The organism is Massilia sp. UYP32, from assembly GCF_050434365.1.
Lineage (GTDB): Bacteria > Pseudomonadota > Gammaproteobacteria > Burkholderiales > Burkholderiaceae_D > Telluria > Telluria timonae.
Map to the genome: position 1 here is coordinate 1 of NZ_JBNDIK010000002.1, position 26615 is coordinate 26615.

A 26615-nucleotide genomic window follows, 5' to 3' on the forward strand; every position below is an offset into this window, starting at 1 on the left:
GCTGTGCACCCTGCGTTTTTTACCTTCACTCATTCGCTGTCATCCTTTCGCGGACGACAGCTTAAACCACCGTCTCAGATTCGGGGTCCACTATAACCTTCATCTTCAATTCGGTGTTGACGGTAATGAGTTCCTCGTTAATCGACTGCAATTCTTCCTTGCTGGTTTCGAGTTCCTCAGCAGTCGAACGCAACTCCTCATTGCTCGCCTGCAACTCCTCATTCGATCCTTTCAGATCCTCCAGTGTCGTTTCATATTGTTCGATCGCGGAATGCAAGTGTTCCTTCGTCTGCTTTAATTCCTGTTCAAGGTGCAATGCAACGACGTTGTCGCCATTCTGTAGACCGGATGGACTGGTGTCGATCGAACTCTCGCGTTCCTCGAATACCAGCAGCATGACGCCTGTAGCGGCATCGCGGTCGCGAGCGGGATGGATGTTGATGCGGACGAAAATTTCAGCATTCCCATCACGTATCGACATGAAGCGCGTCTGCACATCCACGTGATTCTGTGTCGCCTGGAACAAGGCGGCGCGAAATTCCAGCTGCAGATCTGGATGCAGGGTCGCCATGATGTCGTGCGAGGGCTCGCCGCCTGAATGGCGAAGGAATCTCCAGGCTTGTTTCGTGGCATAGATGATCTGGTGGCTCCGGTCGAGGAGTACGCCGGGAGGGCCAGAGATTTCCACGAGCTTACGGTATAAGTCTTGCGGAGAGACGCGCTGCTGGTCCGTGCTGTTTGTCGTCGCCTTGGCGGGTACGCCTTCGGGTCTACCGACGAGGAGCGGCACGTGAAACGCCCGTTCCGGCCGAGCGTTTACGGGCCGATAAATACGGTTTTTCTTGTCGACTGGAGTGAAATAACGTGCGACGGCCTCTGCCGACTCGGCCGTACCCAGAAACAGATAGCCGTTCGGACGCAAGGCGTAATGCAGAATTTCCATCACCTTGGTCTGGATATCCCGATCGAGATAGATCAGCAGGTTGCGACAAGATATCAGGTGCAACTGCGAAAATGGGGGATCCCGCAAGATGTTGTGGATCGCAAACAGCACCTTTTCCCGTATCTCCCGTTTCACGCACAAATGCTCATCCTGTCGGTCGAAATATTGCCGCAGCCGGGAAGGGGTGACATCGGTAACGATCGATCCGGGATACCTGCCGGTGCGTGCCGCGGCAATAGCGCGCTCGTCGATGTCGGACGCAAATACCTGTACTGGCCTGGGTGTGGCCAACAAGCTGTTCTGGTCGGCGAAAAGCATGGCGATCGAGTAGGCCTCTTCGCCGGTAGCGCATCCCACCGACCAGGCACGGACTTGTTCCGTCTCCTTCACCTCCTCGAAAATATGTGGAATGACATCGCGCTCCAACGCGTCAAAAGCGATGCGGTCGCGAAAGAAATTCGTGACGCTGATGAGCATGTCTTGGAGTAATGCTGCCGCTTCCTCGCTGTGCTCTTCGAGGTAACGCCGGTAGGCGACGACATCGGCCAGGCCGCGAACCTGGAGCCGCCTTTCGATCCTGCGCAGGACGGTTGCACGTTTATAGTGTTTGAAATCGTGGCCCGTTCGCTGGTGCAGCAGCTGCAGAATGTCGCGCAGTGCAAGTTCTGCTTGCTGTGCGTGTGCTTCGGCACTATCGATGTAAACGCTCCGCTCCAGATGTCCTGCCGTAGGCAGCTGCAGTACGCGTGCGTTACGGCCTAATTCGAGCAACTTCTGCGGCATCTCGCTTGCCGGCAATACCACGTCGACCGTCCCCCTTTCCAGCGCACTGCGCGGCATGCTGTCGTATTCGGCATCGTCGGGTGACTGGACGAATGTCATGCCCCCCTTTTCCTTGATTCTTGCAATGCCGACTGCACCATCGGAGCCTGCCCCCGACAGAATGACGCCGATTGCCCGTTCCCGATGTACTTCGGCAAGGGTGCGAAAGAACATGTCGATGGCAACATGGCGGCCGCGAGGACGCGCGGCCGAGACGACCTGCAGCGAGCCGTCGTTCATCAATAAATCCAGCGCCGGCGAGATGAGATAGACATGGCCAGCCTCGATGGGCGTGACTTCCGTGACCTGAGTGACCGGCATCCTGGTTTTCGCTTGCAGGATCTTGTCGAGATTGCTTTCGTGCTTTGGCGAAAGGTGGAGGACGACGACGAATGCCATGCCGTTTTCGGCTGGCATTGCCTCAAGAAAGCGGCTCAGCGCCTCGATCCCCCCCGCGGAGGCGCCAATGCCGACAACGGGAAACTCCAGCGTGCTCGGGATGAAATCGCGATCAGGTGGAGGGAATTCCAACACTTTACGTTCGTTATCGTTCATGGAAATACTCACATTGGCCTTTGGGTCAAGGAACGAGCATAACGCGTTTTTTATGTGAAATCCGTGCGGGCGCCGATTAAATATTTGGTGGCGGGCGGTGCTTTGCCTTCACTTGACCATGTACCTGGTTCCATCGAGATCCCCAATTTTTCCGTGCGCGCGCAGTCAAAGATGCGAGTGCCTTGGCACGCCGGATACGTTCTCGACGAAGATCTCAAATGGATGCCGAACCTGTACGCATGTTGTTGCCACAAGTCCTGTCCATATGCCTGCGCCACAAGGCCGCCAAGGTCGATATGCTGCGCTACGATATAGATCGGGTTCAGACTCGTATCCAGGCGAACATCCGTTTCCGACCATGCAGAATGAAGGCGCTCGATCTGCGGCAACAGCCATCGGATTCTGAACGCCCGATTGGGCGTCACGGTCGGCACGGCGCCAGCATCATACCGTCAGTCAGTTGATTATTATTAATTTGACAATTAATGAGGCGTTGTTATACTGGGTTTATTCCATCAGTCAACGGTTGCGGCGTAGTCGATGCCCGCCAGTCCACCAGCAATACCAGCGGGAGACGCCATGCCTCACCGAGTGCTTATCCTCTCTTCCGACGTGGATGATGTCCGCATCCTGCACGAGGCTCTCGGCAACGCGCACGATGGCCCGTTCGATGTGGAGGATGTCGCTTGCCTGGCCGACGGACTACTTCGAATCCACAGTGGACCGATCGATGCGATCCTGCTGGATCTGCTGCTCCCCGATTGCCAAGGGCTGGATTGCTTCGATCGCGTGCATGCAGCCGCACGCCATATCCCGATCCTGACCCTATCCCGGCTCGACAACGAAGCCGATGCCATCGAAGCGGTCCAGCGAGGTGCGCAGGGCTGGCTGACGAAGGGCTTCTTCAATAATTATCTGGTGCCGCAGTCCCTGCGCAACATCATCGAGCGCATGAAGGTTGAGCGAGGATTATACGTTGCCCAGGCGCGTGCGGAAATCACGCTCAACTCGATCGGCGATGCGGTCGTCTCCGTCGACATGAACGGGCGCGTGGACTATCTGAATATCGCTGCTGAGCAGGCCTGCGGCTGGACGCGGGAAGAGGCGCGCGGACGGCCCATTGCCGAAGTGATCGAACTCGTCGACGAGCGCAGCGGCCGCACCACCGCCAGTCCTGTGGACGATATCCTGCATACGGATCAGGCCTCGAGCCTGAGCGGGAACGCGGTCCTCGTTTCACGTCACGGCCAGCGCATCCCGATCGAAGACTCCGCCGCCCCCATTCGCGACTGGGACCGACAGCTCGTTGGCGCCGTAATGGTGTTTCGGGATATTTCCGACACTGTGGCGCTGACCACCAAGATGCGGCATCTGGCGCAACACGATTTTCTCACCAACCTGCCCAATCGCGCTTTTCTTCACGATCGCGTCACCCAGGCAATTGCCATGTCCAGGCGCAACGACACCTCTCCGGTGCTGCTATTCCTCGACCTGGACAAATTCAAGAACATCAACGACTCCCTGGGCCACGCGGTCGGCGACCGGCTGCTGCAAGCGGTGTCCCAACGGCTGCTGGCCTGCGTTCGCACCTCCGATACTGTAAGCAGGCACGGGGGTGACGAGTTCGTGATTCTGCTGGCAAACGAACGTCGTGCGCGGGATGCCGCATTGGCGGCCGACAAGATTCTGCTGGCGCTGTCGGAGCCATTCGTCATCGGGACGCACGAACTGCATACGTCGACCAGTATCGGCATCAGCGCCTTTCCCCTCGACGGGATCGATGCCGCCACCCTGATCAAGAACGCCGACACCGCCATGTACCACGCCAAGGAACGCGGACGCAATAACTACCAATTCTTCCGCCAGGACATGAACACGCGTGCTGTCGAGCGGCAGCTAATCGAAACCAACCTGCGGCGGGCGCTGGAACACGGCGAATTCGCGCTGCATTACCAGCCCAAGGTCGACCTGCAAACCGATCGCATTACCGGTGTCGAAGCGCTGCTGCGCTGGATGCATCCCGAGTGGGGCGTGGTCATGCCGGAGCGGTTCATATCGGTCGCAGAAGAGTGCGGCCTGATCATCCCGATCGGGCGCTGGGTATTGAGCGAAGCGTGCGCGCAACTGGTACGCTGGAGCGAAATTGACATTTTGGAAGTGTCGGTTGCCGTAAACATTTCGACCCTGGAGTTCCGGCACCGGGATTTCTTGGCTAACGCGCTGGCGATCTTCGACGCCACCGGCGTGGACCGGGCACGTATTCAGCTTGAGCTGACTGAAAGCGTTCTGATGCACGATGTCGCCGCCAGCGCCCTGCTCCTGGCGAAGTTCAAGGCGATGGGAGTACAGATCGCGGTCGATGACTTCGGCACCGGCTACTCAAGCCTTAGTTACCTGAACGAATTCCCGATCGATGTGCTCAAGATCGACCAATCCTTCGTCAAGGCGATCGAATCCGAAAAAGGGGCTGGACGCAACGGCGCAATCGTCAGCGCGGTCATCGACATGGGCAGGAACCTGCACCAACGTGTCATCGCCGAGGGTGTCGAGGACGAGGTGCAGCTTGCTTTTCTCAAGAATCACAAATGCAACGAAGGCCAGGGCTTCCTGTTCAGCCAACCGGTCGATGCGGCGCAGATACAGGCAATGCTCGGCAGTGACAGGCGCGGATGACCGGCCTGCGCTGCGCGATGTCCCGATGCCGGGGTGCTTAGCCGGGGTCATTACGGCTTTCATGAGCAAGGCGCAAGGCGGCCGCATGGCCGGCCATGCACGACGAGCAACGCAGCTCACGCTTGCCAAGCGCGCCCGGCCCGACTCTCGCTTACCGGGCTGGGTTCTCGCTCGGGTCTACAGCCAGGCCTAGTTCCAGCCTGCGCGCTTCGAGGCGCTCCACCACGCTCGCCGCGAGCGTCCTGAGCGCATCGAGCTGGTCTTGTGTCAAGTGCCGGGGCTTCCTGTCGATCACGCATAAGGTGCCAAGCGCATGGCCCGAAGCGCTCCGCAGTGGAGCACCTGCATAGAAACGAATGCCGGGCTCACCAGTTACCAAAGGGTTCACGGCAAATCGCGCATCGAGCGTCGCGTCCGGTACTTGCATTATTTGTTCAGGCTGCTTGATCGCGTGTGCACAGAATGCATGCTCGCGCGGTGTCTCACGTGCCTGAAGACCCACGCGCCCCTTGAACCATTGTCGCTGTTCGTCGACCAGCGAAATGAGCGCGATCGGCGCTTCGCAGAAGGAAGCTGCCATGCGCGTGAGCTCATCGTAGGCTTCGTCTTCTTCGCTATCCATGATGTGCAGCGCGGCCAGCTCGGCAAGCCGAGCCTGCTCCGCCCGCGCCTCGGCGTCCAGCCGGCGTCCGTCGTATACGGTCGCCATGTCCGGCTGCTCCTGCCCTGCCGGTGGATCGAGCCTGTGCACGGCAGCGTGAAGCGCCCGCGCCAGATCGGCGAGTGCATAAGGCTTGGCAAGCAAGACGAACCCGTGGTCGGGATTCTCGACCAGCGCCTGGCTGTAACCGCTGCTGAGCACGACCGCCGCCCCGATTCCCGACTCGGCGATGGCATTGGCCAGATCGATCCCATTCATTCCAGGCAACATCACATCCGAAAACACCGCAGCGAAGCGGTCGGGTTCCTCGCGCAGCAATTCCAGCGCACGTTCGGCGCTGGGCACCACGACACTGGCGTAGCCGAGTTCCTGCAGCATGGTGTCGACCACGGCAGCCAATTCAGGATTGTCCTCCACGGCCAGGACACTGACGCCATCCCCTGAGGGAAGATCGGCAGCCTTGCGCGTGGCTGCCGGCGCCACCCTTGCAGCGCGAGCGCGCGGCAAGTAGAGTGTGAACGTACTGCCAGCGCCCGGTGCGCTCTGTACGCGGACATCTCCTCCCGATTGATGGGCGAAACCGAATACCTGCGACAATCCCGACCCGGTCCCATGCCCCACGCCTTTCGTTGTGAAGAATGGCTCGAAGATTTTTTCCAGGTGTTCCGGCGCGATGCCGGTTCCGGTATCGGCAAGCGAGACGGCGACAAATTCGCCTTCCACCGCGCCGCGCGTCTTGGTGGCCGGGATGGCTTCGACGACCTCAACCCTCACGGTCAGGGTTCCCCGCGCACGCATGGCATCGCGCGCATTGACCGCCAGGTTCACCAGGGCCGTGTCGAACTGGCTTGGGTCGGCGTCGATCAGGCATTCCTGATCCGACACGTGGATGTTGACCTCGACCCCGGCGCCGGTGAGGCTGCCGATCATCTCGGCAACCGCGCGCGCATTCTCCCCGGCGTCGAACACTTCAGGCTGCAGGGCCTGCCTGCGGGCGAACGCGAGTAGTTGGCCGGTTAGCCGGGCCTCGTGTGACGGCGTTTCCAATCGATTCGATAAACCGCTGACGTCGCTCGTCGTTCAAGCTCGTCTTGCGTAAAAGCTCGGTGCTTGCCTTGATCACGGCAAGCACATTGTTGAAGTCGTGAGCCACGCCCCCGGTCAGCTGACCGATCGCTTCCAGCTTTTGCGACTGTCGAAGCGCCTCCTGCGTATCGGCCAGTGCGCGCTGCTGTCTCACGGAGTCCGTGGTATCGACCGCAGTCATGAACGCGCCGATCTGCATGTCGTCGGATCCACGCAAGACCTCGAACCGCATTTCATAGCTACACGGTTGGGACGCGCTTGCGTCGAATTCCTGCTGTACCGTGAACGCCTCGCCGCCGAGCGCCCGGCGCCACAGCCCAACAATCGCTGCCATCTGTGCTGGCGCGCCCTTCAACAGTTCCGGCAGACTGTCGCCAATCATGGCGTTCGCGCCGTACATGCGCTTGTATTGGGCGATACCCGCGTCGTTGATGGCCAGGAGCCGGCAATCCATATCCAGTACCTGAATGGACATATCGGTTGCCTGGAACATTGCAATGAGAACGTCACGTTCGCTGGTGCGTTCCATGACACGCTGCTCGAGACGCATGTTCATGCTTTGCAGGCGCGTTTCGTTTGCGCGAAATTCCGACTCGATCGAGGCTTGGTGAATGCGCGCCAGCACCGCGCCAAGACTCGAACAAACATGGTGAAGCAGACGCAGGTCCCGGTACGAAAAGCCCGCTGTTTCGGCGGCCAGGTAGAGAACGCCGAGCGGTTTGTCGCTCAGTCCGAGCGGGTAGACGATAGCGGTGATGGGCATCCCGACCGAGGCAGGTACGCCGGTCGCCAGCGCCTGTCGTACAAGCGCTTCTTTCGATATAGCGACGCTGCCCGGCAAGGGACCGGGCAGCGCGGATTCCACATCCGAATCATCGGACGCGTCACTACCACGCATCATCCGCAGTTCGCACTCCTCGAAATCGAGAATCCAGCGTAGCCGCGAATCGATCGTACGCTCGAGCTCCTTCAGCGTGGTCACCGACGCAAACTCGGATACCAGCTCGAGTACCAGGTTCAGCTGCGCAATGTCACGGCCCTTCTCCATGCGTCAAAGCTGGCTGAATATCTCGTCGTTTTCCACCTTGGTGGCATCGGCAACGATGTTGGCGTAGACCGCCAATGCCGACATGGAGATGAGTTCCATGATTTCCGACTCCGTCAGGCCAAGCCCCCGCAGGGTGCTGAAGTCCTCGGAAGTCAGGCTTTGCGGATCACGTGCGCATTTCAGCCCGAACCGGATGATTGCGCGTGTCTTGGGCGGATCGAGCGAATCGATATTCTCGGACAGCTGTGCCAGATCTTCTTCGCTGACACCAAGCATGCGACAGCAGGCAAGATGCGCAGCTTCGCAGTACTGGCAATTCCTGTCAGCGGAGATTGCGGAGAACAGCATCTCTTTCAGCGTTCGAGGAAGGACGCCTCCGACCAGGGTGTTCTGGACGAGTCCCCAGCTTCCGCTTGCGGCCGCAACCGAATGGCCCTGGACCTTGATGAAGTTGGGCGGGGCAGGGAAACCCATACGGCGCTGAAAGTCCGTGTACAGCGCCCTGACTTCGGCACTTGCATCGCCAGGTTCCAGATTGTGAATGTTCGGCATGTCTCAGGGGATATGAGATGTCAGAACGACTCTCATGCGGTCAGGTGACGGTGCCGAATGATAGCACGGCCACGGCATCGGGACGTTTCCTACCAGTTGATATTTGATCGCATGCCCGTATGAGATGTTGCCGTGGCATTGACCTGTCCCGCAACCAGTGCGACCAGCTGGGCGTCCTCGCCGATGGCAGCAGGTTCAATCGGACGCATCTCGCCGCGAGCCGCCTGATAGGGACCAGCAGGTCACGGAAAAACTGAACACCGCCTTGAACAGGTTCAGGGTGAGCTCAACTGATTGCTTAAGCAAGTAAAAAGCTCGCCGAAGCGAGCCTCTTGAACTGCGAAAAAGAAGTTTCCAGCGAGAAACTCACTCCCACTCGATTATCAATGGCTAAGGTAAGCCGATGATTTCCTTAGCAATTTAACGCTACTCCCTAGCTCAGTACCATTCACGATACCATCCCAAATCTATCGATTCTGGCGCCAGCAACAACTGGCATTACCTCATTCTCACCCTACCGTAACCACTTTTTCGCCCGCTGAACCATACGGGCATGGTACCGCGGACGATTTGCTTCCGGCCAAATTTGACCTTGCTAGCGTACACAAAAGCCAAGGCGATTCACAACAGTGTCCATAGTAGTTCCCGCCAAAAATAACGGGATCTACTTTCGCAGAGCCGGTAAACTACGTACAGACGGTGCTGGAAGGACGCTTACGGTACGCGTACCACGTTCCCTTGTTCAACCGACTGGCAAACTGCCCTAGCAGGCCGATTCGAGCTCATTCATGACCGCGCTCCAGAAGCATGGCTGCGGGCACTTCAACGATTTCCGTCCCCGTTGGCTTCTCTGAATGCCGCCTCAGCGCTTTGCCTCATCGTACGAATAGTGATGCTATTTTTCACAGCACAACAGTCTTCAGTAGAGTGCAAGATGGACAACGTTATGATTGTTCCGATCTCGGTCCCGGCCTAGCGCCACTCGCGACATCGCGACCTTCTTCATTTTCCTCCAGCTCCCTTTTTAGGGCGGTCTTTCGTTTTTCGAACGCCAAATCATCGATCATTCCGTTTGAATGGAGATTCTTTAGCGAATTGAACTCCCGCTCCAACTGGCGCAGTCGCCGACTCGAAAGTTTCTTATTTAATGCGCCTTTCAGTTCGACAGCATTCGGGGTAAGTTCGCGCAGCTTATTTGCGGCGGAGCGCACTCTCTGAAGTTGGTTGTCCCGAAACCACCGAATCACCATTCCCAACACGGCCAAGGTGATGCACACATAGAGACCACCGAACGTATATGTCAGCAAATTCCTGCTCTCCACCTCACGCGGCGCGATCTCATCATAGACAAATCCGGCGCGATGAATTGCCGCGCCGGTAGTCACTAGTTTATCGATTGTAGCTGGACCGATTTCATCAGGGCGAGCTCGGCAGATAATGCGAGCATAGATCTCGCCATTGCGTTCGCGACAAGCTTCCCATTCGTCAATTAATTCTTGACTCTTCTCGACGTCTTGGGTGTGGGCCGCATCTCCAATCTCTAGAGCATCATCACGAGAGGGTACCTCATACTTCGGTGCGAACCACTCCGAAAGCCAAGTCACGTCTTCGTCAAGCGCTATATGTGTCGGGATGAGGACGCATGTAAGCAGGAAGAGCAACATGGTTCGTGCTAATAATTTTCGCGCTGTCATCTTTACTCTGTGTACGGAGGTCCGTGCTTTACGGGAGGGTTGCACAACTATATAAAATTTATTAGCAAAAAGCAACTTACTCAGATTGGCAAAAGTTAGTGGTGCAGCATTGGTGGTACAAGGGTAAGCGTCCAGTTGCCCCACCTTCCAGGACAGTTCAGCGTGGCGTATTGTCCGAAAACGGCAGCAGCGAATCGACCCTGCTGTTCGGGCAGGTGGGCAGTGCTTCCAGCGTATTAGTCAGCCAGAGCGCCGGATCGAGGCTGTTGAGATTGGCGGTGGCGAACAAAGTCTGGATGGCGGCGGCGCGGCGGCCGGCGCGCAGGGAGCCGGCTAACAATTAGTTCTTCTTGCCGATGGCGATCGTGCGGATCGCGTTTTCGACAGCGTTGTTGTCGATTGGCAGAATTCCCGAGCTGGCATAGCGCTGCAGCGCGGTCCAGCGTTTGAGTGCGTGCTCAACGGCTCTGGCGGTGCCGCTACCGATGGCGGCGGTGCGTGCGATCGCATCGGGCCAGGCGTGCAGGTCGGCCAGCAGTGGCTGCGCCTGCTGCTGACGCAGCGAGAATCGCTGCGGCGGCGTCATATCTGTGCCTTTTGCTCGATAGCGTATAGCTGGGCGATGCGGCGCATTGCCTCGGCCGCAACCGGGCTGCCGTTGGCCGCGTGCAGATCGAAGGACTTGCGACGGATATGCGCCAGGCACGTCAGCTTAGTGGCGTCTTGCGCAAACAGGGCCTTGTAGCCGGCGTAGTCGTCGACCATCAGGTGGCCGCGCCAGTCTTGCAGGAAAGCGCGAGCGTGGGAGCCGGCCCGGCTCTCCTGGTAATCGAACACGATGATGGGCGGTCCGTCGTCCCAGGTAGCGGATCGATAGGCCCACAGATACGCTTGCCATGTTTTACCGCTGCCGGGATTGAGCTGACGTACCGGAGTCTCGTCGGCATGCAGGCAACTACGCTGCCCGGGCAGTTCAGCGAGCCAGTCGGCCAGCGGCTGCAAGATGCTACTGAATCTATCCTTACGTGAGTCGCATCGCGAACGATCTGCCGAACGCCATACTCAAGTGATCTACTTCCACGAAGGGGCTGTTTCGCTTATCGACACGTGCCGATGCACAAGGTATGCTTGTCAAGCTGTCACATTTGCATCGGAGCGGTCGCGGGACCCTGGTAAAAGGTATGGAACTTCTTTCAAGAGGGAATATGGAGAACGATTTTCTGACGGGTTACGCTCGTGTCGCACTCGAGGCATCGCGGCTAGCCGCCACCGGTACGCATCCGGTCAAAGCTTGGTCCGACAGGGCGGCTGACGTGTTTGTCGGTAGACCCGAGGCGAGGGTCAAGTCATGTCCGAAATCGGCATTCCTTGGGTTGGCGGCAGCGGGACTGATCAACGGCGTGCCGCCCGGCGCATATACGCGTTCGCTCGACAACCGCCGATACGCCGAGGCCGCCGTTCAGCGTCTACGTGAGGATGCCACTTGGGCTGCAGATCCTCAAAGGCTGTGGAGCGCTGTTGCCGAGCAGGCTGGTAAAAAGCGTCACAATGGGCAGATGAATGTCGTGATCGCACTATGGTGTGCTGGAGCGGTACGAAAGATATGAACGGCCACCAGTTTCGACACTTGGGAACCTTCACTGGATGGAAGACCAGATAACTCAAAACACGGGCCACACCACCACATATAATAAGAAACCCGCCGAAGCGGGCTCTGTTCTAGCAGAGGGTATTCCTATGGGAAATTTCACTCCACTCCATTATCAATGGCTGAGATAAGCCTGTGAATTGCTTAGCAATTTAATGGCACTCTTGGCCCAGTACCATTCACGATACCATGCCAAGGTCATCGATCCTTGACCCTGCAACAATAGGCAATGCCTTGATTTGACCCCTACCGCGACCACCATCCCAGCCGTCGAGCCCAACGTTCATGGTATCGAGAACGATCTGCGCCGACGGGACCCAAACAGACCGGCCTCCGCAACAGCCGGGACGGTCACAGCTGCCGCTCTTGACTTTAAGTTACAAACGCGCACAAATATCGAGGTTCACTTTCACGAACTCATCCCACTTAATTCGTGTCGCCAAGTGCGCGACATAATAGTCCTGCACCCGGCATACGAGCGGCCTCTTCTCGTAGATCCTGCAGCTGCGCGCCTCCTCGTCGAAATTGCGGCAGGTGCCGTCTCCCCGGTCCAGCCATACCGTTTCCGGGCTACGGTCGACCACACGGCAGCATTTGCCGCAGCCATTGCATGGGAAAGGCGTCAGTTCCGGCCCGCTCATCAAGCGCCGGTAACCTGCCGGGTGATACCCAGGACCCGCTCCATCTGGCGGCTGTTCGCCTGCTCTGCCTCACTGAAGCCGGCCCGCAAGCCCGCGACCTGCTCGTTCACGTCACCGAAGAACGCGGTGCTCTCCTTCGCAACGATCGCTGCCATCGAGTTTTCGAAGCCTTCCGCCAGGCCGTGCGCGAAGTCTTCCATTTGCTGGACGGCGCGTTCCCGCGCACGTTGCTGCTCCTCGTGCAGCTTGCGCAGGCGCTCAGCTTCCGGGTCGCCCTTGAGCAGCGTGTACAGGCCTTCGCCGATCGACGCCGCGAGGCCGACGTAAGGAATCCACTTACCGACGATCGCCGCACCCCACTTTTCCATCGTCTTGGTGCCGATCCCCTTCATCAGGCTGGGCATGGTCTTCTTGATGACCTTCAGTCCGCTGACGATGTGTTCCGGCTTGGCCAGCCCGCCGAGCTGCTGGACGGTTTCCTTGATGGGGAGCGACCCCGCCGGGCCGGACGCGGACGCCATGCCGTCATCGTCCTGGTCGCCGGCGTCTCCGAATTCCGGCACCGCACCGGGCGCGTCCGGCCGGCCGATGTGCGGCAGGCTGACCTGGAACTCGTCGATCTCGGCCTGCACCAGGGATACCACCGCCTGCAGTTCGCTCTCCAGGCTGTGGCTGACCTGCTCGCCGGCCTTGTGCAACAGCTGTTCGAGCTGGGCGTGGCACTCCTGCGGCGCGGTGCGCAGGTACACCTTGCTCATCTCGTGGACATGGCTGCGCTGGCGCGCCAGCACGCGCGCCATGTCGCGCGAAAAGCGCGCCCGCTCCGCGTTGATGCGCTGGAGCAGCCGGTCGTATTTCTTGACGGTGGCGGTTTCCGAACGCAACTGCAGGTACTCGATCGCCGCCTCCAGGAAGCCCTGCAGCTCGCGCTTCAGGCGGCCGTAGATCACATTGGTGCCGATGCCCTGCAAGAAGGCCTTGAGCTGCTGCTCGAAGGCCGGGAAGTCGCTCAGCTCCACCATCAGGGGCTGGCCCTTGACGATACCCTGCAGGGCGCGGCGCGCATTGACCTTGGAGATCGGGATTTCCTTGAGCACGTCGGACAGCCCGCGCGCGCCGGCCATCGCCTGCAGGCGGGCGCGCACCTGGTCCTTGAGATGGACGAAGGTGTCCGGGCTCACCGGCTTCTTCTCGTTGAAGACGAGGTAGATCTGCTTGCGCGCCTCGATCATGTCGAGCAGCACTTCCAGGGTCTTCTCTTCTTCGACGGTGCCGAGCGGGTCCACCACAAAGACGACGGCGTCCGCCTTGAGCATCTGGGCCCGGGTCACCTGTTCGTGCTCGATGGGCGCGTCCACGCCCGGCGTGTCGAGGATGCTGTAGCTGCCCCACTGGTAGGCGGTAACCGTATCGGTCTTCGGGACGTCGTCGACGGCCGCTGCCTCGCGGCCGATCAAGGCATTGATCAGGGTGCTCTTGCCGGCATTGTAGACGCCATAGACCATGACGACCGCGTCGGCCTTGCCCTTTTTGTCCTCGAACATGGTCTCGACCGGGGCAAATTGCGCAGCCAGATCGGGATGGTCGGCGACCACGGTGCGGGTCTGCTCGTAGGCGTCCAGTAACTGGGTAGTGTTGATGCTCATGATGCTTCCTGTTTGTCTTCGATGGTGCGCAGCAGCGCCTGCAGGTCGGTGTCGAATTGGCGGATGGTGCCGGCCAGCGGGTCGAGCAGGCCGTCCACTTCCTCCTCGACCGAGCGCCACAGGGCGCCGGCGGCACCGCGGATCTGGGTGTCGAGGGCTTCCTGGGCCTGGCGCACGGCCTGCAGGCGGATCTCCTGCAGGTTGTCGCCGACCGTGACTTCGATCTCGCTGTAGCTGGTCGAGGCGCTGTTGCCGGTGGCGCCGCCCAGCGCCCCGCCGATGCTCGCGCCGAGGCCCGCGCCGGCCGGACCGCCGAGGAAGAAGCCCAGCGCACCCAGCAGGGTGCTTCCGATCAGGCTGTTGCGGCCCCGGGTGCCGGACTGGACGCGCGGGATCTGTTCCTTGACCTTCTGCACTTCGAAGTCCGGCAGGCGCACCAGTTCGCTGGCCTGGTAGGTGTCCTCGATCGCCGTGGCGAAGCCCGACATCATCTCTTCGAAGACGTCGGCGAGATGCGTTTTCACGGTCTCCTGCATCTGCCCGTTCAGGGCCTTTTGGAATGCAGCCAGCTGGGTGGCCAGGCCGTCGCCATGGCGGTCGGCTTCGAGCCGTTCGAAGTACCGGTCGACGAAACCCTGCAGCTCCGCCTGCGCCGCGTGGACCACCGTGTTCAAGCGCTTGTCGGTGCGCAGCTTCGCCTCCTGCAAGGGCTGGCGGAAACCGGCGATCAGGGTCTCGTAAGGACCCAGGTCGCGGTGGCAGGCTTGCAGGAAATGGTAGAGATTCGCAACCGGGGTGCGCTGCTTGATCTTCAGGCCCTCTGAATGCGCGATCCGGTGCAGGGTCGCAAACAGTGTTCCCATGCCGCTCTCGGAAAGCCTGGCCGGGTCGCCGGTGTGGAGCTGCACATAGCGGGCCGAGACCGGCACGATGTCGACGCTTGCGGCAAGCGCGGGTCCGCAGGCCTTTTCCAGCGCCTCGCGCACGTAGTCGACCTGCCGGCCGCAACGCGCGGCATCCTTCATCACTACGGTCTGCACCAGGGTCTCGCCGTCCGGGGCCGGTTCTTCCTCGATGTCGTCGCTCCCGGTCAGCAGCAGCACGATCTTCTTGTCCTTCCCCACCAGGCGCTCGATTTCCGACACGTCGCTTTCGCGGCCCGGGGAATCGGACTTCATCGTGTACAGGATCAGGTCGGCGTGCTCCACGTAACGCAGCGCCAGCTCGCCGTTCTCGGGGTTCATCGAATGCAAGCCCGGCGAATCGACCCAGGTCAGGCCCGGCAGGCGGAAGCCTTGGATCGAGCTGGTCGCCTCGACGGCGCCGACCCGGAACTCGCGCCGGTCCTGTGCCTCGCCCTTCCCGTCGCCACCCCGCACCTCGGTCTGGTCACGGGAAAAATACTCGGGCGCGTTCTCGCGGGCCACCTGGCGTTTCAATTCCGGCGTCGGATCCGTGTGGCCCCACGCCATGTAGTTGCCGAGCGAACTCTTGCCCGACTTGACCTTGCCGTTGACGAATACCAGCAAGGAGTCCCCGAAGTCCTCCTGGAAGGCGACACCCCTCTTACGGTCGAGTACCTTGATTTTCCATTCGCCCTTCGTCGCCTCCATGAGGCCGATGAAGGCGCTGAGCTGGCCATGGGCGGGATGGGTCTTCTTGAGCTGCTTGCGCGCCCGCTTCAGCTGCTTGTCGACGTCGGCGAGGAAGGCCTCGCGCAGGCCGTCGAAGGCGCTTTCCTGTCCTTTTGCCCAGTCCAGGGTATTGCTGAACTTGTCCTGCAGTTCCTGGAACGAGGCCAGGAGTTCCGTACGACGGATGGTAGTGCTCATCGATCCTTCTTTCTTCATGCAGCCGGCGTGGCGTCGGCCTTCATCGCCAGCAACTGCTGCTCGATCTCGTCCCATGCCGTGACCTTGCCGTCCAGCGCCTCGACCCGCGCGAACTTCTGGTACAGCTTCCGGCTCCCCTGCAGGCGCACGTCGTAGGCACGGGTATAGAAGTCGAGGTTGCCAGCGATGCGCGTGATGGCGGCATCCTTGGGTGGGAAGGCCTCGCGCAGCGCATGCTTGATCCCCTCCGCGCGCATCGGCTCGGCGGGCGGCAGGGTATAACCGTTGGCGCCGAGCCTGGCAACGAAGGATGGCGAGCGGGTTTCCGCAACGTCGGCCACGCCGTCGAGGGCTTCCGACAGGCTGTCGCCAAGGCGCGCGCCGCCTTCGGCGAACAGGACGCGGGCATTGGAGCGCTTCTTTTCGCGTTCCTGCTCGAGCTGCTTCAATGCCGCCGCCTCACGGCGGCGGCGCTCCTCACCGACGTCGACGCTGCTGGAACTGCTGCTCGACGAATCATCGTCGCTGACTGCTTTCACGATCGCCGCGCCGAGGCCGACGACTGCGGCGCCAATTAACCAGGGTAATGCCATAGGGGTTCCTTATATCTTTTTATATTCAGCCGCGCTGGCGTCGAGGTGACGGCGCAGCTGCGCGACCTGCTCGTTGAAGGCGGCGAAACCCGCCGTGACCGCATCCCGCAGGGCTTCCCGCTCCTGCTGCGCGCTGCGGCGGCCTTGCGCGACCTGCGCCAGCAGGGCGTCGATCTGCAGGGCCCGCTTACGCGCACGCACCGCGCGCACGTCCCCGGCCAGCTGGCGCAGGTGGGCCGCCAGCGCGTCGATACCGCTGGCGGCTGCCAGCACCGCATGCCCCTTGCGGATGCCGTCCTGGTGACGCTTGCCGGAAACGCGGAAGATGCGCGGCGCGAAACCGAGCGCCTCTGCGCATTGCTCCGCAACGCGCTGCTCGATGAGGTCGATCTTCTCGGCGGCTTCCTTGTCAATCTTGCTCAGTACCACCACGATGTTGCTGGAGGCATGCTCGTCGAGCGTGTCCCGCAATGCCTCGAGGAAGCTGAGCTCGACGGCTTCGAGTTCGCCCTGCGGCTGGTGCACGAACAGCACGATGTCGCCTTCGCGGGCGCCGCGCTGCGCATGCTCGTCGTCTTCCTCCGTCGCGTCGAGCCCGGGCGTATCGAGGAACACGCACTCGTCGCCCTCATACCGTGCGTTCACCACGGTCTCGCGCACGTCGTTTGTCTTGAAGAATTCTTGCTCGACATGCTGGGTCAGCATGTTCATCAAGAAGCTCTTGCCTGCATTCATCAAGCCATAGGCGACCACGACGGGTTTCTGCGCTGGCTTGTCGGACGCCAGCGCGCCGACCTTCATTTGAATTTCTTGATATGTCATCCGAACCGCGCTCCCTATTTCAAAAATGCAATATGTCTTTAACGAATATAAGTGTTCTATTTTATCGAACAGAATTTCATATTGGAAACTTTGTCCATATGCAGACGACATTCGCCCGCAAAATACGCGTGGCGGGTAAATTGTTGTATCGACACATCATCACTGGTCTGGCGACAAGCGTTGTCGCGGCATCGTTGTACTTGTGCGGTAACGGATGAGTTGCTGTCTCCGGACGGCTCCCTGCTGCTGATGGAAGTGAAGGCGGGCCCGGTCGTGCTGCGCAACGGCGAGATCTTCAAGCTCTACGGGGACGGCGAATGCGACGTCGCGCGCCAGGGCCGCCTGCAGCGGGTGGCGATGCAGAACCGGCTCAAGGAGGCGGCCTCGAAACGCCCCTGATGAGCTGCCTGGTGCTGCCCGACTACGAACTCGGCGACAGCCAGGTGATCTCGATCCCGCGCGACCGGATCATCGACGCAGCCGGCTACGACAACATGGTGTCGACGGTCCGGCAGTGGTTCGCGGCCGGCGGCGCCACGGTCGACCGCACGGCCCTGCGCCGCTTGCTGCTCAATCAGTTCCAGGTCACGCCCAACCTGGAGGTGATGCGCGACCAGCTGCTCGGCACGGTGCGGCGCCTCGCGGACGGCCTCGCGACCTGGGTGCCGCGCACCGGGTCGCCGACGGGGATCTTCCGCATCCAGGCCACAGCGGGCTCCGGCAAGACCCAGCTCGCGCTGCAACTGCTCGAGACGGCCGCCGCCGAGCGCCTGAATGCTTGCTATGTCTGCTACAACCGCAGCCTGGCCGACCACGTCCGCCGGCTGGCCTCGCCGAAGGTCGAGGTGGTCAACTTCCATGAGCTGTGCGTCGACCACTACCGGCGCTGCCAGGGCGCCCCCGACTTTTCGCCGGACGCGTTCGAGCGCATGGCCGAACACTACGTCGCCGCCAGCGCCGACTTCACGCAAGGCCTGGACCTGCTGGTCAGCGACGAGGCCCAGGACTTCGACGCGGGCTGGGTGGAAAGCCTGTGCAGCCGCCTCAAGCCCGAGGGTAGGCTGTACGTACTGGAAGACGAGGCCCAGCGCCTGTATTGACAGGACGGTTTCGAGCTGGGCGACGCGGTCACGGTCCATTGCAGCGACAACTTCCGCAGCCCGCAGGTGATCTGCGACCTGATCAACGCACTGGCACTGGTGCGCCCGCCGATCCGCGCCCTGAATCCCTACCGCGGCGAGCTCCCCGGCATCCGGACCTACGCATCCGACCAGGAACTGCTGGCCCGGACCGAGGACGCGGTGGCCGCCTTGCTGGCGCGCGGCTTCGCCCTGGCCGACATTGCCGTCGTCTCCGGCCGCGGCGGCGAGAAGTCGGCGCTGTTGAACCGGGTCGGCATCGGTCCGCATCTCACCCGGCGCTTCACCGGCGAGTACGACGCCGGCGGCGAGCCGCGCTGGAGCAAGGGGGAGCTGCTGGTCGAATCGGTGTACCGCTTCAAGGGCCAGAGCGCGCCGGCCGTGGTGATCACCGAGATGGACTTCGCCGAGCTCGGCGAGGCGGCGCCGCCTGTTCGTCGCGCTGACCCGGGCGCAGATGGCCGTCGAACTGGTGCTGTCAAGCAGGGCCGAGCGCTGCCTGGCCACCCTGCTCGTCTAGGCGGCAGGCGTCACCAAGGGGGCGCCGCGGCTCATGCGGCGCCGGGGAAGGCCTTCCCTAGCAGCTCCTCGGTATGCGCAAACAGCGCCATCTCGACCGTATACACCGGCATCGGCGCGCCGGCAGGACCGATGCGCTCGCCCACCGCCTTGCACAATCCCAGGTAGGCGTCGTAGAAGCCCTTGTCCACACGCGGCCAGGCATGCTGCTGGAAATGCCGGCGCAGGAGCGCCGATCCCCGCACGACCTCGCGATTGCGCGATGCCAGCAAGGGAAACCGCAGCGGTGCGGCGATGCGATGGATGATCTGGAGCGCGTTGAGGCTGGCGGAGACGCGCGCATCGAAGATCGCGAACGCGTGGGGATCACGCACGCACAGCGCCTTCGACCAGCTCGCAATTCCCTTGTCGCCGCGCGCGATGTTGGTCCGCGCGTCGCTGCCGTGGTAAAGCGCCAGTGTCTCGGACCTGTTGCTGCGCACGCCTCCCCAGTCCACCACGTAGTAGCGCTCGAGGGACGCCCGGTGCGCAGGCTACGCCCGCCATTTCGCGCTCAGCTCCTGCTTGAGGGCGACGTTGCGCGCATGCCAGTCGGCGCCGGGTGCGTCCATGCCGGCCGGCACCTCTTCCGGGTCGAACGACCACGTGTACCATGCGGTCCCGGTCGCATACTTCCCGCGGACATAGTCTGCCACGATGTCGGTAAGCTCCTGAATTCCCGTTTCCTTCCTTAAAATTCAGATGCGGCCAGCTCGCGCTTCGCGTCGGCCGGGTGCGGCACCCCGGCGCCGTAGGCCGCCGCCATGCGCCGGGCGATGCCGGCCAGCTCCTCGCGCAGGCTCGCAGGCTCCTGGATCACTACCCTGTCCCCGAAGCCGAGCAGCCACCACACCAGCGAGCGTGTGTTCGGGACGGTGGCGGCCAGATGCAGGCGTCCGGCGTCGTCCGGCGTCAGCACCTGGTCGCCACTCAACGGCGTCTCGAACAGATGTTCGCCGGCAGCGCGGGTGAACACGGCGCGCAGGGTGATCGGCGCGCCCGCGATCACGCCGAACTGTCCGGAAGCGATATAGGCGTCGACGTCGAAACCGGGCTTGCGGCGCGCCGGTTCGTACAGCGCCTCGGCCTGCTGCACCCGGTGCAAGGCGATGGTGCGGACATCGTCGTAGCCGCCGAACATGCACACCAGGTAGACCAGGCCGCCGCGCTGCACCACGGCCAGCGGATGGACCGCGGCGCAGACCGTGGGGACGTCCGCATCGCGCTTGCGGTAGTGGAGCCTGAGCTGGCGGTCCTGCATCAGCGCCATGTAGACGGTGCGCTGGCATTCGTCGTCCATGCGCGGCGGCAGCAGCGGCTGCTGGGGCGGCACGCTGCGCACCTTGTCCAGCCAGGCCCGCGGCGGCGCCGTGTCGTCCACCGCCGACAGGGTGCGGGCCGCCGACTGGAAGTGCGGGCGCAGGGCATCGACCGCGTTCGGCGGCAGATGGTGCTGCAGGTACTGCTCGACCAGCGTCAGCGTCAAGGCCTCGGGCAGGGTCAGCCCGGGCAGGTCGAAACTCGATGCGTCGCGCAGCCAGCTCCATCCGAACGGCTTGTCGCGGCTGTCGACCACGATCGGGAACACCGTCGACAACTCCTTCAGGTCGCGCTCGACCGTCCGCTTGGCCACGTCGAATCCGGCCGCGCACAGGCGCTCGCACAGCTCCCTGGCCGATACCTTGAGCGGGCCGCGCGGCACCATGCGCAGCATGTGCCACTGGCGCAGCAGGGATTGCTGGTTGGTGGCCATCAGAAGTCCTCCGCCCAGCGTTCCCAGAAACCGGGCTCGTCGTGCGCGGCATTCTCCATCGCATAGTCGAGCGGCATGACGTAGAAGCGCACGCCGGCATGCCGCATTGTCCCGTCCGGATGCTCCAGGTAATCGCGCAACGCGCAGTACCCGGGCAAGGACTCGTCGTAGGGAACGTCCAGGTAGACCTGGCCGAGATAGGACACCATCCGCGAAGGATTGGCGAACGGACCGCAGCGGTTCCACGGAACGCCGTGCGCGTCGAACCAGGCCAGCAGCTCGGTGCGCACCGGGTCGTCTTCGAACCGGTATTCGCGCCACTCACTGAAGGGCTGCGGATGGAATTCGAGGTAGAGGGCGTCGCGTCCCTTCTTGCGCGCGATCGCGTCGATGTGCTGGATCAGTGCAGGCATGGACGTGCGGGCCGCCGGCCGGCGGCCACGGGGCAGTGGTTCAAAATGTAATCTTAACAAAGATATTGCCAATAAGAAATACCTCCGAATCTGCTTACGGCACAGCGCCGCCGTAGACGAGCGTGTGCGCCGCCGCGGGGGACTGCGCATGCACCAGTTCCCCGATGGCAGCCGCGATCTTCTGTCCGCCCTGGGCGGACGGCTCGATCGGCGACGACGACGCGTAGTCGCCCGCATCGGTGCACACCACCCGCAGGTCGAGCACCGGCACGCGCCGCGCCACCGCCTCGCGCAGGATCACGTCGTTGAACGGCGCCAGCGTGGTGCGCAGGCCGGGCGAGAGGCTGGGTACGGCGTCGTAGATCGTCGCCACGGCCACCGGAGTGCCCTGCGCCAGCAGCAGGTCGAGCATGTCGCGGTAGGCGTGCCGGAAGCCGGCCTGCCAGGCCGCCAGCAGTTCGGCCGCCTCGAGTACCGTGCTGACCGGCGAATGCATCGCGCCGACCAGGCCCAGCACGTCATTGCCGCCGCAGCTCGCCACCAGCCAGTCGGCAGGCTCCGGCAGCTCGCGCAGGCGCGCCACCTGCGCCGCCATGTCCACCAGCACGCTGCCGTCGCGCGCCAGCAGCGACACGCGGTGCGGCCGGCCCGGCAGCGATTGCAGGCAGGCCTGGACTTCGGTCCCGGCCGCGACATACGGGGCATTATCGAAGATCGAATAAACGAAGCGCCACGGCTATTTCGTGTTCACGAGTAATGTCGACGGCCACTTCCAGAATGCGGGATTCGATCCGCTGCGTATCGACGAGTGCCACGGTTCGATCCATCGGCTGCAATGCCTGGTGCCGTGCTCGCCCGCCCTGTGGCCGGCCTCCGGCCTGCAGCCGGCGGTCGACGAGACGCGCTGCGAGCTGCTCGGCCCCCTGCCTGCCTGCCCGCACTGCGGCGCCGTCGCACGCCCGAATATTCTGATGTTCGACGATTACGGCTGGGTCGAGGAACGGCGCGCGCTGCAGGCGGCACGCTGCCGGGGCTGGCTGGATCAGGTACGCCGTCCGGTGGTGATCGAGATCGGAGCCGGACTGAACATCCCGACCGTGCGCCATTTCGCCCACCGGGTCGTATTGCGGCATGGCGGGTCGCTCATCCGGATCAATCCGCGCGAGGCCGACCCCGGCAGCATGCCCGGCATTGGCATTCCCGCCGGCGCCCTGGAGACGCTCACGGCGATCGACGCCCTGCTCGGGCGAAAGCAGGCTTGATCGCATGCCCACGGTATTCGGCGATCGCCTGTACGTCGGCGGCCAGGTCTTCACGATCGACTGTCATCCCCTCGATCCGTGCTTGGCGTCGCTGCCGCGGCGCCCCTGCGGGCGGCTGGCGCGGCAGCCGGCGCCGTACTGGGTACCGGCCACGCAGCTTTCACGATGACGAAATCGTGCTCGAGATCGTGCCCGGGCGAGTACCGGCTGCGGGGCGGCTAGGACGCGAGCGCCTCGACCGGATCCAGCGTGTACACATTATCGTCGTCGATCTCGAAGAACAGCTCTCCCGTCTCCTGCATGCGTCCTTCCAGCCACCAGAAGGTGACGAGTGCGGACGCTTCCCGCACGACCTCGTCGAGCAGGGTGCTGGTACCCATCGCGCCTAGCAGTTCCGCGCGCGTGATCCCGGGCAGGAACAAGGGCGCCAGCTCGACTTTGCGGTCGAGCGCCAGCGCGCTCCAGCTGCCGAGCTTGCGGTTGACGAACTGCTGGTGCACGAGGATATCGGGGTGCAGCTTGGCATCCTCGACCGGCAGTTGCATGAACGCCGGGTCCTTCCGAAACCTGATCTCGCAGGCGATATAGCCGGTACGCGCTGCGCCACCGACAATGGCATAGGACAAGGCAAGTTCCGGCGACGGACTGGCATAGACCGCATGCCGGCGCGATGGCCGCCCCGAGGGACGCGTGAACTCCCACAGGTTGTCGACCATGTAAGGAATATTGCTGGGCAAGCGCCGGCCGGGATGGCGCCGCAGTTCCTCGCCCGGCGTGTACTGTGCGATCGGGATGGCGCGGAAGAATTTCATCGGGATCCTTTACATGCTCGGGTCTTCTGCAGCGGCAGCATGGGCGTCCACCTGTTGCTCCAGGCTGCCGACCAGGACCCGGGTCATCTCCTGGCCATGCGCGCGAATCGCGTCCGCATCCCACTCTGCACTCTTCATCATGAGGTATTGCTTGATGCTGTCGATGCGGTTGTTGCGGTAATACTCCTTCTTTGCCGCGGGCATGAAGTTGCTCAGCCGCGAATTCTTGCTGTGGCTGATCAGGCAGAGGTTGCCGAACGCGTCCACCACGTGGGAAGGCAGCCGCACCTGCCCTTCCATCGGGTTTTGCGGATAGTAGTGCTCGACCGAACTGCGGAACGTGAACTCGAAGTTCGCGACCTGGGGATCGCCGGCATGCTTCAGCCACAGCAGATAGTCCAGGTAATTGAAGACCAGGTTGTTCTCGATATGGCCGTACATGAGGCGCGATGCGATGCCGCCCTCCCCGCTGCCGGCGATCCCGGCAATCTCGTCGCGGCGGCGCCGGCACTGGCCGCCCCGCACGTGGATGATCTCGAAATAGTCAGCCTGGTCGTCGCCGGCAAGGTAACGGTCGAACACGAAAGCCCTGGCCACCGACTCCAAGTAGCGCAGGTATGCCCCTTCCTGGACCTCTTGCACGCGGTGTGCGTCATGCAGGTACTTGAGTGCGGCGTTGAGCCAGTACTTGTACACGCGCGTCGGGGTGGACACGTGGAACGCCAACAGCAGCATCAGGATGCGGCGGTTCTCGCCCTTGACCTCGCCTTCCGCGTTGTCGTCGGTCCCGAATGTGTTCACGTAGCTCGGCCGCCCGCTACCGCGGGACTCGCCCGCGGCATTCCATTTGAAACGCTTCAGGCTCCAGCCATCCGTCCCTTTCGCGAATTCACGCTTGATCACATAGTGATCGAACAAATATTTACAGCGCAGCAGGGTGAACACGAACTGCTTGATGGTCGCGACAGGGTCGTCGGCCTTGAACACGTGCGTGTCGAATGCCGCGATCAGGGCTTTGTCGTCGAGCGGGACATTGTCGTCGATCATGACGCGCAATACGTGCAGCAGGAAGTTGGGGAAGTTGATCACCGCGTGGAAACGCTCAGGCGCCTCTTCGCCCTTCTCTTTCGCCGTGCCTCCGGCGTTGTTCGCCGCTTTTACGGGCTCGATGAGCTCGTCGAGGGTCAGCGCTACGCCAGGCGCGGCCTTGCCGGTCGCCGGCAGGACCAGGGCGTCGCACAACTGGGCAAAGTCGCCCGGTACGAAGCGCCCCCAATCGCCCTGCCCGAACACGGCGTCGCGCTGCGCCGGCGTAAAACCCATTTCCACATAGCGTTCCATGTTGGCGCAGGCTTCCCAGACGAGATGCAGGCAGCGCCGGCTTCGCTCCGGGTCGGGGTCCTTGCGCAAGGCCTCCATCATGCGTGCCTTGAGGACCTCGTGCTTTTCCAGCTGCTCGCCGCGGCTGTTCATGATCTCGAAATAATGGTTCAAGTCGGTTTGCGGCGGCACGCACACGCGCATCAGGACGACGTGCCCGAGCAGATAGCGTGCAAAGTCCGAGGGCGTGATCTTGTTGTCTTTCAGTTTGCGCGGCAGGATCTTCTGGATCTGCCGGTAGCCTTCGACGATGGCCTCGTTCGCGTCCTGCGGCGCGAGGAATCCCGTCGGGTCGGGCTCCAGGGCGCCGCCGAAGATTGCCGCAAAGGTCTTTTGGGAGCGCTCGCGGCTTTCGAAGCGGATGCGCAGGACGTCGTACCAGGCGAGCGCAGGCTCGCCGCGGTTCTTCAGGTACGAAGCCAGCAGGGACAAGGTCGTCAGCCGCTGCTGGCCGTCGATGGTCTCGTAGACGGTCTTGCCGGAAGACTGGCGGGCGAACACGACCAGCGTACCGATATAGTAATTCTGCGGCGCGGACTGCTCTTTCAGCATGTAGTCGATCACGTCCTGGATCAGCTGGGTGATCTCGCCTTCGCCCCAGGCGTAATTGCGCTGGTACATGGGGATCACGTAGTCGACGTTCTCGGCCAACAGGCCCTGGATCGAAAGTTGGGAGATCTGGTCACTCATGCCGCGTACTTCATGTCCTTGAACAGTTTGTCGATTTCGGTGGTGTTGCTCGAGCGGATATGCTCGACCATGGGCAGGTTGCGGTTGATGAAATCCGCGGGCGTAATGGCCTCGCCCAGGACCCTGAACAGGTTATTGTCGAGCACGTAGTTATCCACGGTGGCGACCTGCACCGATTCCATTTTCAGGCGCACCGTATAGGCCCAGATGAAGATCTTCTCGATCGCACGCGAGATGTCGGCGAACCCGAACTTGTCGATGTAGCAGATCAGGAGGCAATCGAACATCGTGCGCACGAAGCCGTCGCCCGTGCGGTGCCTGCCGCGATAACTGTCGATGCTCTCGACGATACGTGCCGCGAAGCCGTCGAGCGACTGGGTCTCGATGAGCCTGCGGAGCTCACCGACTTGTCCGCCGACCGCTGCGATCCGTTCCTGATAGTGCGCCGTCATCTCGAAGAACCGGCGGCCGTTGATGATCGTCTGGTCGAGGCGGAACGGGAAGGCCATGCCGCGGCCGTCGATCTTCCGTTCGAACTGCCGGTTGTAGGCGTCGACGAAGTGGTGGACGATGCGCAGCTGCTCGGCATGCGGATAGGCCGCCGTCGTGTCGAGGTTGACTCCCTTGAACAGGTGGGTATCGTCCTTGCCGAAGTAGCGGGCCGAGCGCCCTTTCGACCAGTTGCGCATGCGGTACAGGTAGCGGGCGAACAGCTCGGCGAGCTCTTCGCTTTCCGTGTTCTCCCAGCGCGCCACCGTGTTCGCCTTGACCTGCTCGTCGTCGACGAACTCGCGCAGGTGATAGGCCTTGAGCAGGTCGTGGGGTTCGAGATCGCGCCCGCGCGCGTTCTGCGAGTCGAAGAACTGGAAGGCCTCGGAAATGTCGGCCAGCTCGAACACGACGACGTGGCAGCGGTTCAGCAGGAAGTCGATCAGTTCTTCCGTGAAGTCGGCCCGTTCGACGGCGCGCGAGATCGCAAGGTAGTTGTTGCGGATGTTCGCCTGCGATATCTCGTTCTCGAAGCTCGGCTGGATCATGCTCGCACCGAGGCTGCGCAATTGGTCCTTCAGGTCGGTGCGCACCAGTGCCGCCATGCGCAACTTGATCAAGGCCCGGATCGTCAGCAGCAGCGTGATGGTGCGCTGCTGGCCGTCGACGATGTTCAGGCTGCCGCTCTCCTGATGCAGGACGATGGTGCCGAGCCGGTAGGACGGCTTGTCCTTGTGGGTCGCGATATCGCCAAACAGTTGCTGGACGTTCTTGCCGGTCCATTTGTAGGGGCGCTGGTACGCCGGGATCTTCAGCGTGGCCTCGGACAGCAGCTGTGTGACGCTCATGATGCGCTTGCCCAGCGAGGCCGGCTGCGCGACGTGCTCGGTTTCGTTCTTCATC

The 26615-nt window shown here is 62.1% G+C and carries 24 protein-coding genes and 1 pseudogene; 6 read left to right on the forward strand and 19 right to left on the reverse strand.

Annotation, left to right across the window (positions count from 1 at the left end; all coding sequences use genetic code 11):
* Window positions 1-61: 61 nt before the first annotated feature.
* Window positions 62-2320, reverse strand: a complete 2259-nt coding sequence (locus ABIB42_RS01465) for a chemotaxis protein CheB (protein WP_429247759.1) — start codon at window positions 2318-2320, stop codon at window positions 62-64.
* Window positions 2321-2899: 579 nt separating this feature from the next.
* On the opposite strand from ABIB42_RS01465, the gene ABIB42_RS01470 reads away from it, so the two are divergent.
* Complete coding sequence (locus tag ABIB42_RS01470; RefSeq protein WP_005667592.1) at window positions 2900-4993, forward strand: putative bifunctional diguanylate cyclase/phosphodiesterase; 2094 nt, start codon at window positions 2900-2902, stop codon at window positions 4991-4993.
* Between the two features lie 151 nt (window positions 4994-5144).
* Here the strand turns inward: ABIB42_RS01470 and ABIB42_RS01475 are convergent, their stop codons facing one another.
* From ABIB42_RS01475 to tnpC, 6 genes and pseudogenes are all read right to left on the reverse strand, one after another.
* Entirely contained in the window at window positions 5145-6623 is a 1479-nt protein-coding gene (locus tag ABIB42_RS01475; protein WP_005667594.1) for an ATP-binding protein, read from the reverse strand.
* Between the two features lies 1 nt (window position 6624).
* Window positions 6625-7788 (reverse strand): PAS domain-containing protein, encoded by a 1164-nt coding sequence (locus ABIB42_RS01480; RefSeq protein WP_429247760.1) that lies wholly within the window; start codon window positions 7786-7788, stop codon window positions 6625-6627.
* A gap of 3 nt (window positions 7789-7791) precedes the next feature.
* Window positions 7792-8340, reverse strand: a complete 549-nt coding sequence (locus ABIB42_RS01485) for a carboxymuconolactone decarboxylase family protein (RefSeq protein ID WP_429247761.1) — start codon at window positions 8338-8340, stop codon at window positions 7792-7794.
* 944 nt (window positions 8341-9284) lie between these two features.
* Window positions 9285-10004 (reverse strand): hypothetical protein, encoded by a 720-nt coding sequence (locus ABIB42_RS01490; RefSeq protein WP_429247762.1) that lies wholly within the window; start codon window positions 10002-10004, stop codon window positions 9285-9287.
* A 187-nt stretch (window positions 10005-10191) separates the two neighbouring features.
* Complete coding sequence (locus ABIB42_RS01495; RefSeq protein ID WP_429247763.1) at window positions 10192-10374, reverse strand: transposase domain-containing protein; 183 nt, start codon at window positions 10372-10374, stop codon at window positions 10192-10194.
* Window positions 10375-11036: pseudogene (tnpC, locus tag ABIB42_RS01500) on the reverse strand (IS66 family transposase).
* Window positions 11037-11158: 122 nt separating this feature from the next.
* Between tnpC and ABIB42_RS01505 the strand changes: the two are divergent.
* Window positions 11159-11641 (forward strand): DUF6979 family protein, encoded by a 483-nt coding sequence (locus ABIB42_RS01505; RefSeq protein WP_429247764.1) that lies wholly within the window; start codon window positions 11159-11161, stop codon window positions 11639-11641.
* Between the two features lie 418 nt (window positions 11642-12059).
* Here ABIB42_RS01505 and ABIB42_RS01510 read toward each other — a convergent pair whose 3' ends face one another.
* From ABIB42_RS01510 to ABIB42_RS01530, 5 genes are read right to left on the reverse strand one after another with little or no spacing between them, the layout of a single operon-like run.
* Window positions 12060-12323, reverse strand: a complete 264-nt coding sequence (locus ABIB42_RS01510; RefSeq protein WP_429247765.1) for a YkgJ family cysteine cluster protein — start codon at window positions 12321-12323, stop codon at window positions 12060-12062.
* Window positions 12323-13969, reverse strand: coding sequence for a GTPase (locus ABIB42_RS01515; RefSeq protein ID WP_429247766.1), 1647 nt, complete (start codon window positions 13967-13969; stop codon window positions 12323-12325). Before ABIB42_RS01515 ends, ABIB42_RS01510 begins: the two co-directional genes overlap by 1 nt.
* Window positions 13966-15801, reverse strand: coding sequence for a dynamin family protein (locus tag ABIB42_RS01520; RefSeq protein ID WP_429247767.1), 1836 nt, complete (start codon window positions 15799-15801; stop codon window positions 13966-13968). Before ABIB42_RS01520 ends, ABIB42_RS01515 begins: the two co-directional genes overlap by 4 nt.
* A gap of 14 nt (window positions 15802-15815) precedes the next feature.
* The gene (locus ABIB42_RS01525) at window positions 15816-16394 is read right to left on the reverse strand and encodes a hypothetical protein (protein ID WP_429247768.1); all 579 of its coding nucleotides are present in this window, start codon (window positions 16392-16394) and stop codon (window positions 15816-15818) included.
* 9 nt (window positions 16395-16403) lie between these two features.
* Complete coding sequence (locus ABIB42_RS01530; protein WP_429247769.1) at window positions 16404-17216, reverse strand: GTPase; 813 nt, start codon at window positions 17214-17216, stop codon at window positions 16404-16406.
* A gap of 219 nt (window positions 17217-17435) precedes the next feature.
* On the opposite strand from ABIB42_RS01530, the gene ABIB42_RS01535 reads away from it, so the two are divergent.
* The 3 genes from ABIB42_RS01535 (at window position 17436) to ABIB42_RS01545 (ending at window position 19042) form a co-directional block, all read left to right on the forward strand.
* Window positions 17436-17615 (forward strand): hypothetical protein, encoded by a 180-nt coding sequence (locus ABIB42_RS01535; protein WP_429247770.1) that lies wholly within the window; start codon window positions 17436-17438, stop codon window positions 17613-17615.
* Window positions 17615-18316 carry a hypothetical protein gene (locus tag ABIB42_RS01540; RefSeq protein ID WP_429247771.1) on the forward strand — a complete coding sequence of 234 codons (702 nt, stop codon included), beginning with the start codon at window positions 17615-17617 and terminating at the stop codon, window positions 18314-18316. Before ABIB42_RS01535 ends, ABIB42_RS01540 begins: the two co-directional genes overlap by 1 nt.
* Before the next feature lie 66 nt (window positions 18317-18382).
* A complete protein-coding gene (locus tag ABIB42_RS01545; protein WP_429247772.1) occupies window positions 18383-19042 on the forward strand; it encodes a hypothetical protein in 660 nt (219 codons plus the stop codon).
* Between the two features lie 365 nt (window positions 19043-19407).
* On the opposite strand, the gene ABIB42_RS01550 is transcribed toward ABIB42_RS01545, so the two are convergent.
* The 4 genes from ABIB42_RS01550 to ABIB42_RS01565 form a co-directional block, all read right to left on the reverse strand.
* Window positions 19408-19569: a hypothetical protein gene (locus ABIB42_RS01550; RefSeq protein WP_429247773.1), complete on the reverse strand. Its 162-nt coding sequence runs from the start codon at window positions 19567-19569 to the stop codon at window positions 19408-19410.
* 35 nt (window positions 19570-19604) lie between these two features.
* The gene (locus tag ABIB42_RS01555; RefSeq protein WP_429247774.1) at window positions 19605-20666 is read right to left on the reverse strand and encodes a helix-turn-helix transcriptional regulator; all 1062 of its coding nucleotides are present in this window, start codon (window positions 20664-20666) and stop codon (window positions 19605-19607) included.
* Window positions 20666-21079, reverse strand: coding sequence for a hypothetical protein (locus tag ABIB42_RS01560; RefSeq protein WP_429247775.1), 414 nt, complete (start codon window positions 21077-21079; stop codon window positions 20666-20668). Before ABIB42_RS01560 ends, ABIB42_RS01555 begins: the two co-directional genes overlap by 1 nt.
* A 94-nt stretch (window positions 21080-21173) precedes the next feature.
* Window positions 21174-21794 (reverse strand): SGNH/GDSL hydrolase family protein, encoded by a 621-nt coding sequence (locus tag ABIB42_RS01565; protein ID WP_429247871.1) that lies wholly within the window; start codon window positions 21792-21794, stop codon window positions 21174-21176.
* Between the two features lie 28 nt (window positions 21795-21822).
* Here ABIB42_RS01565 and ABIB42_RS01570 point away from each other — a divergent pair, with 28 nt between their 5' ends.
* Complete coding sequence (locus ABIB42_RS01570; protein WP_429247776.1) at window positions 21823-22341, forward strand: SIR2 family NAD-dependent protein deacylase; 519 nt, start codon at window positions 21823-21825, stop codon at window positions 22339-22341.
* Window positions 22342-22559: 218 nt separating this feature from the next.
* Here the strand turns inward: ABIB42_RS01570 and ABIB42_RS01575 are convergent, their stop codons facing one another.
* The 3 genes from ABIB42_RS01575 to ABIB42_RS01585 are packed head-to-tail and all read right to left on the reverse strand — an operon-like array spanning window position 22560 to window position 26614.
* A complete protein-coding gene (locus tag ABIB42_RS01575; protein ID WP_005667653.1) occupies window positions 22560-23153 on the reverse strand; it encodes a hypothetical protein in 594 nt (197 codons plus the stop codon).
* A 9-nt stretch (window positions 23154-23162) separates the two neighbouring features.
* Window positions 23163-25184, reverse strand: a complete 2022-nt coding sequence (locus ABIB42_RS01580; protein ID WP_429247777.1) for a DUF262 domain-containing protein — start codon at window positions 25182-25184, stop codon at window positions 23163-23165.
* Between the two features lie 35 nt (window positions 25185-25219).
* On the reverse strand, window positions 25220-26614 hold the full coding sequence (locus ABIB42_RS01585) for a DUF262 domain-containing protein (RefSeq protein ID WP_005667656.1): 1395 nt from the start codon (window positions 26612-26614) through the stop codon (window positions 25220-25222).
* Between the last annotated feature and the right edge of the window lies 1 nt (window position 26615).